Annotated in this window: 3 protein-coding genes; all 3 read right to left on the reverse strand. The window is 36.3% G+C overall.

Annotated elements, in window-relative coordinates; translation table 11 throughout:
• Positions 1 to 779: 779 nt before the first annotated feature.
• From brxL to ACQRCC_RS15335, 3 genes are read right to left on the reverse strand one after another with little or no spacing between them, the layout of a single operon-like run.
• Positions 780 to 2,843 (reverse strand): protease Lon-related BREX system protein BrxL, encoded by a 2,064-nt coding sequence (gene brxL, locus ACQRCC_RS15325; protein ID WP_427851613.1) that lies wholly within the window; start codon positions 2,841 to 2,843, stop codon positions 780 to 782.
• 38 nt (positions 2,844 to 2,881) lie between these two features.
• Positions 2,882 to 4,162, reverse strand: a complete 1,281-nt coding sequence (locus ACQRCC_RS15330) for an ATP-binding protein (RefSeq protein WP_427851614.1) — start codon at positions 4,160 to 4,162, stop codon at positions 2,882 to 2,884.
• A 4-nt stretch (positions 4,163 to 4,166) separates the two neighbouring features.
• Positions 4,167 to 5,789, reverse strand: coding sequence for a TerB N-terminal domain-containing protein (locus tag ACQRCC_RS15335; RefSeq protein WP_427851615.1), 1,623 nt, complete (start codon positions 5,787 to 5,789; stop codon positions 4,167 to 4,169).
• Between the last annotated feature and the right edge of the window lie 641 nt (positions 5,790 to 6,430).

Consider the following 6,430-nt stretch of genomic DNA (forward strand, 5'->3'; position numbering starts at 1 on the left):
ATATTAATAATTTTCCTGCCAAACAACTACTAACTGTCATTTTTTAGGTATTACATATTACGACCTCAAACGGCCGGTTTTACGCGAACAAACTGCCAAATTCCATTTTCTAACGGTCGGCAACAATCAGCAAACCACTTATGCCGCGAAAGGCTCTTTACATGAGTAGCATGTGATAGGCTTCTGCCTCTGGCAAACCGTTTTCAGCGCCGTTTGCCGCTTTGCCAGGTCATCATTTGCGAAGAAGGTTTATAATAATTGGTTTACGTGGTAGCCGATATGCTCTAGAAAACGACCGTTCAGAAACGGAATCGTGGTCGCTGAGCGTCGTAAAATACAGGTATTTCTGTGTTTCATTTTATAATATTCAAAAGAAATATTTTCCAGACTGCCTCTTGAAAAACGAGAATTTTTCTATACCATGTTTAAAAAACATTTTTTATTAATTATTTTCAGCGCTAAAAGCGGAACTAAATTCCGCTTTTCAAGTCAAGTCCACAACACCCCCTTTATTTGTATGTTCACCACACACTCTTCTCAGATAATTCGTATTTTTTGAAACCATTCACATAACACAAATTATTATTCCAGTATTTCTTCTATGAAAGCCACCTCCTCTACTACAGCAAAGCTGTCATAGACGGAGGTTATTACTTTCCATACCACATTATCCAGATACAATTCAGTCTGCATTTACACGGCTCATTTTCATATCATCCATTAACTCTTCAAAATCCTGTTCAAAAATAACTACTCATCTTCTTTTCAATCTTTTATTCTTACTCCACGCCTAATGCTTTATATACCGCTTCCTCTGAAGAAGAATAGAAGATTAAACTGAACGCACCAACGAGATCCGAAGGTACAGTTCCCAGATCTGCAGCTGATGTAATCGGAAGTAACACCTTCTTTGCGCCACTATCCAGGCATACTTGCAGAGTACTTGCCAATTCATCTACCTTAATCAAAGTACCCCCGATACTGATCTCTCCGAGAACAGCAAGACTGCTTAATGGCGTCTTGCCAAGTGCCGCCGAACATATCGCAATTAAAGTAGGCATTGCCAGATTACTTGTCATTCCAATTCCCTGCATATCCTGATAATTGATAATATAGTCTTTTGTCGTTGTACTGATCTGACCAGAAATACGTCCTCCATTGGCTTTCAGATAATTAAACGCTGTATTCGTTGCTTCCTTCTGCTCTTTTCCCGAGCCGATACCCGTGCAAGTCAGTTTTCCGTTTCCAGGCATCATTTGTGTTTCCAACCTATAACATCCGATCATGCCTGTCTTTGCTTTTGACACCGTATATAAGCATCCCGGTTTACCCATACCTTCTGGGATCAGTTTTCCGCCACCCTGCTCTGGAACTGATACATAATGCTCTTCAAAGCTATCGTTATCAGTATAAGAGAAGTTTACATCATAGAATTCCATACCGCCGATTTTCTTTAACTGTTCTTTTACTCTGCGACGAAGCTCCAGAGAAATTTCAACAATCTCACGAACTTCTTCTTTTCTTACTTCTCCATGCGGATATAACAGCTTAATGAAACCTGAAACCATTTTGCGTACAGCAATCGTATCACGCTGATTCAAATTCTTTCCAAGGTGGAAATACTTGTCCAGGATATCACTATAGTTATCTTTCCGAAGTTCCCGCATAAACTCTGACAAATAATCACTCATAAAACCATAATCATTGGTAAAAGAATCCGGTCTGTATTTCGGAATCTCCCATCCAGGAATATAACAGTGAATACGATCTAAAAATGCCGTATCCGTACCCATCTCCGGTGGAAACGGATCAAACAAGCTGGAAGTCTTTAAAAGTGTCTCTACACTCTGGTTAATATTTCCGACAAAAACTATAGAAGCTTTCGCCTGAATCTCTGCTTTACCACGGGAGAATGCTCCAGATGCCATATATCCCTTCATAATCTGAATCCCATCTTTATCTTTAAACTTGATTCCGGCAACCTCATCAAAAGCGACACAATCCCACATACCTACAAGACCTACCGTATGATTGGACATACTGTAGAAAAGATTTGCCACAGTAGTCTGTCCGCCTGAAACCAGAATACTGTTCGGAGAAATCTTCTCATAGATGTATGATTTACCAGTAGCACGAGGTCCCAATTCGCAGAGATTGAAGTTATTCTCTACCAATGGAATCATACGGGCAATCAGTAGCCATTTAGCTCGTTCACTGAATTTATCCGGCTCCAGCCCTGTGGAACGAAGAAGGACATCCATCCACTCATCTCTGGTGAATGCTTTTCTTCCATCTTTGACTACATCCATATCCACATATGGTATCTGAATTGGTGTCAACTTCCGGATACGGATTGGCTGCGTATTTTTCTTATCCTCTTCAACGAACTCATATTCCAGCTGTAGAATGCACCAGATACCACCACAGAGTAATCTGTCATAATCTTTCACATAATCCGGATGGATCGGAATCCCTTTCACTCCCAGATTTGAGAATGTAGCTTCATAGTGATCTTCTTTCGTATTCAGTACCACTGTAATCCGATCAATAACTGTATAATGTCCTTTTTCACGCAATAATGAAAGAATCTTCTGTGTTTCATCCGATCGTACAGAATTATTTCTCAAGAAACGCTTTACATTTTCCATACCATCCTCAATAATCTTCTCATCATCAGAATCACAAATCTGTCCCAACATATATTCCAATACATAGACAGGTACATTTGCCCCTTCCTGCATGGATCTTGTCAGATCTTTTCGAACAATACGACCGTCAAAATACCGCCTAAGTTTTTTCTTTATTATTTCGTGTTTATCATCGGTTTCTAATATATTTACCATATCTTCCTCCTCTTTTGATCTTAATATAGATATTGTTTTTATATCCTTTCAACATCCTTGGAATAGTTAAAATTTTCCATAATCTCTTTCAGGCTGAAGTTTTTATTTTGATACAATAAATTCAGCACCTCAATAAAGTCTCTTATAATCGACCGAGGTGTAATACTCCTCTTTTCTCTAAGTGCATCCTTTACAAATTCGATAATATCCTCTATTGTAATCATTAATGTATATCCATATATATCTGCATGCATCTCCGCAATATTTTCCAGCAAAACTACTATTTCTTCCTTAGTTAATGGAGATATTTTTATAACTGGTTGCATTAGATTAATCATTCCGTTGGATCCAAATCTCCCTGACTCAAGCCTTGATTTCAAGGCGTCATAACTATATAAACCTCTATCCAAATCTTCAATAGCCTGTGGAGTTCCTCCCATGATTATTCCGAGATGCCTAGCTTTTCCCCGCATTATGTCATTATACATAGCAAGAATTTTTTCATAATTTTTATGTCTCGTAATAGCCGATGTACTCGCATAAATATTAATCAACTCATCAATAATAATAAAAAAACCTTTATATCCAATCTTTACCAGAAATTCTGATAAAAGCTTGATGTATTCATACCAATCATTGTCATTTATTATCGTCGCAACTCCCAAATCCACTTTCGCTTCCGATTTAGTTGCATATTCTCCTCTAAGCCATCTTAATGCTTTCGATTTTAATTCGGCATCATTAACTCTTGAAGCTTTCCAATACATTATCAGAATATTGGCAAAATCGTATCCATGCACCATTTCCTGCATATTTAAAATCGTTTCATATATTTTATTGGCTACCCTATCTTCTAATGCATTTCCCTGTATGCCACCAACTTCAACATTCTTAGCAACATCTACCCATATCTCATTGAGCCATACATCCAAAATCTTTCCTAATGCTCCACCTGTTGGTGAAGTTTGTGTCGACAAATTACACATGAGCTCTCTATATGTTGCCAACCCCCTCTTTTGAAACACAGTCCCTACCAAACTCCTATCTGGAGATAAATCTGCATCTGCCACAACGAACCCCTTATTCATAGCATACTCTTTGATTGTTTGTAGCAAAAATGTTTTTCCACTACCATATGATCCTGTTACGAAGCGAAATGTACCTGCTCCCTCTTCTACCATTTCTACATCCTTAAGCAATGTTGCTATCTCTTGTTCTCGTCCAACTGCAATATAGCCCAACCCAGTCCTTGGTACAACACCCGCTTGCAAAGCGTTCATGATAATATTTTCTATTCTCTTTGGTACTTTCTTTTTCATATCCCTATAATCCCTCTATATAGTCTGCGTATTCCTCGTAGACAAAATAATTACTTCCATCATTGTCAACCAGGATATCTCCCAGTTCTTCCATTGCAATTTTATTAATTTTTTCAACTTCCAAAATAACATTACATACTTTTTGACTTACATACTCCTCCATAGCAGCATATTCTTTATTTATCAGCAACTTCAGAATATGCACTTGAACTTTTGAGTAAATGGTCTCTTGAATTTTTTCGGAAATAGCACTTTCTTCTTGGTATTCCCCCTCAAGAACAAGTTTCTCCTGATTATGGAATAACACTTGTCTCGCTTTCTCTATCTCCTCCGTACTAATTTTATTATTAATCATAGCGGATTCAGATTCTATTTTTACATCCTCAACAACTGCTTTGCTTTCATCAGTTTTTTTTACAAGCTTTAAATTTTTCCTTTTTGTCGTTTTAATCTCCGGCTTTTTCCTCGGCAATTCTGCAAATTCAGACTGATACTTTTTTGCAAAATCATCTACAACTTTTTCAACAACATATCCTATTTCACCAGACTCGACTAGCTTTTGTATTCCTCTTGTGCCCAAAATATTCACATAATCAGGTTTTAATTTATATTGATATCCCACCTTATTTCTACAGATAGCTTCAATTGTTTCTACGACATAAGCAACAAATTTACCATCGTGATACTTATAACCTATCCTGGGAAAATACTTTCCACAAATAATATGTTCATATTCGCTAATAGCATCATAATACCAAGCTTTTTCATGTTTACTATATTCGTATGTAATCCTTCTGAAAATAAATGTTTTATCATATTTTATACTGGAAGAAATTAACCCCAAATAACCTTCCCATGGTGTATCATCATATATCCGCCATTTCTCTCTGACTCCTTTACCAATTATATAGTCTGATAATACAAGCTTATGCTGCCTCATACACTCATTAATAGCGGTCATAGCCGCATCAAAAACCATGTCAATAACCCTTGTACCTTGTTTGCTTTTATAAAAAGCGCTCTGCTTATCCAGCTTATAATCCGATGCTGCCAGAACCACATCAAAGCATTTTGAATAATCATTATTCAATAATTTCTTTTTTTGTATCCATGTATTGTACTCATCTTCTGTAATTACATCTAACTCTTCTCTTTTTGCATCATATATTCCATGGATTATACAATATCCCAAAATCCATTTTATTAAATGTTTTTCAAAGCTTTTATCAAATCCACTATATGCTCTATATACGCTGCGTAACAATTGGTATCCTTCTTCACTGCTCGTCGCATGAAATCCAGCTAGTAATTCACAAACATATATGTATACATACGAATCATGGCAACATATCACATTGCCAGAAAGAGCCTTTGTTCTCCAGTACATAAAGTACGTGAATTGCAACATATCCATGTCAGCATATGTCGCCGGGTATGTCATGAACTTTACCTTATTGACTTCACATCCATTCCAACAAACATCTTCATATTTTTTAGTCACTTTATAATAATTAGTTGGATCCTTCATACCCAAAATGGCAATTCCGTCATACAATTGATTTTTTTTCAAAGATTTTTGTAATTCATTATACATTTTCTCAATATTATTTTCATCTACATACCGCATTGCCATTCTCCTTAACTATACTGGTTGCATATTCCGTTTTATCTGAGCATTTATTCCGTATCGACTGATTACTGTTCCTGTCAAAACTGATCAAGCTATTTGAAACGCTTTCGTTAGCAGAACAACCCTTTGTTCTGCTTGATTATCCATAGCGCACGACCAGAAACAATGTCAATGGGGCATTTATGCCGGCTTTAGCCCTTGCCATTGACTCTTGTTGCTGGTTGTGCTACCGATCAGCTGTAGTGGAATCCTGTTCAGTTCAAAGCGGAATCAGTGATCAGTTTATATTGGAAACCGTGCTCAGATGAGCCGGAATTTGCAACTGGTTTTGTAATAGGATTAACTTCGTCTCACAGTTCATCAGATTTGTGTCTTCTAAATTATATATTTTAATATTATAATATATAATTGATATACTGTATTACATTTTACTAATGCACTATCATAATCTTAATACACGATTTCCATTTATAATATCTGGTTTTTATTATATGATTTATCAATAGAAGAAGTGTTTTTATGATATTAAATTCAAAGCACCCAAAATAACAGTAAAAATATAATTTTATATCTTTTAATATCTAAATATATAATTTCTATATATTTTTAGGAGGCATTATGAAAAAAACTCAAGATGC

The organism is Sporofaciens sp. SGI.106 (genome assembly GCF_050314255.1).
GTDB lineage: Bacteria > Bacillota > Clostridia > Lachnospirales > Lachnospiraceae > Claveliimonas.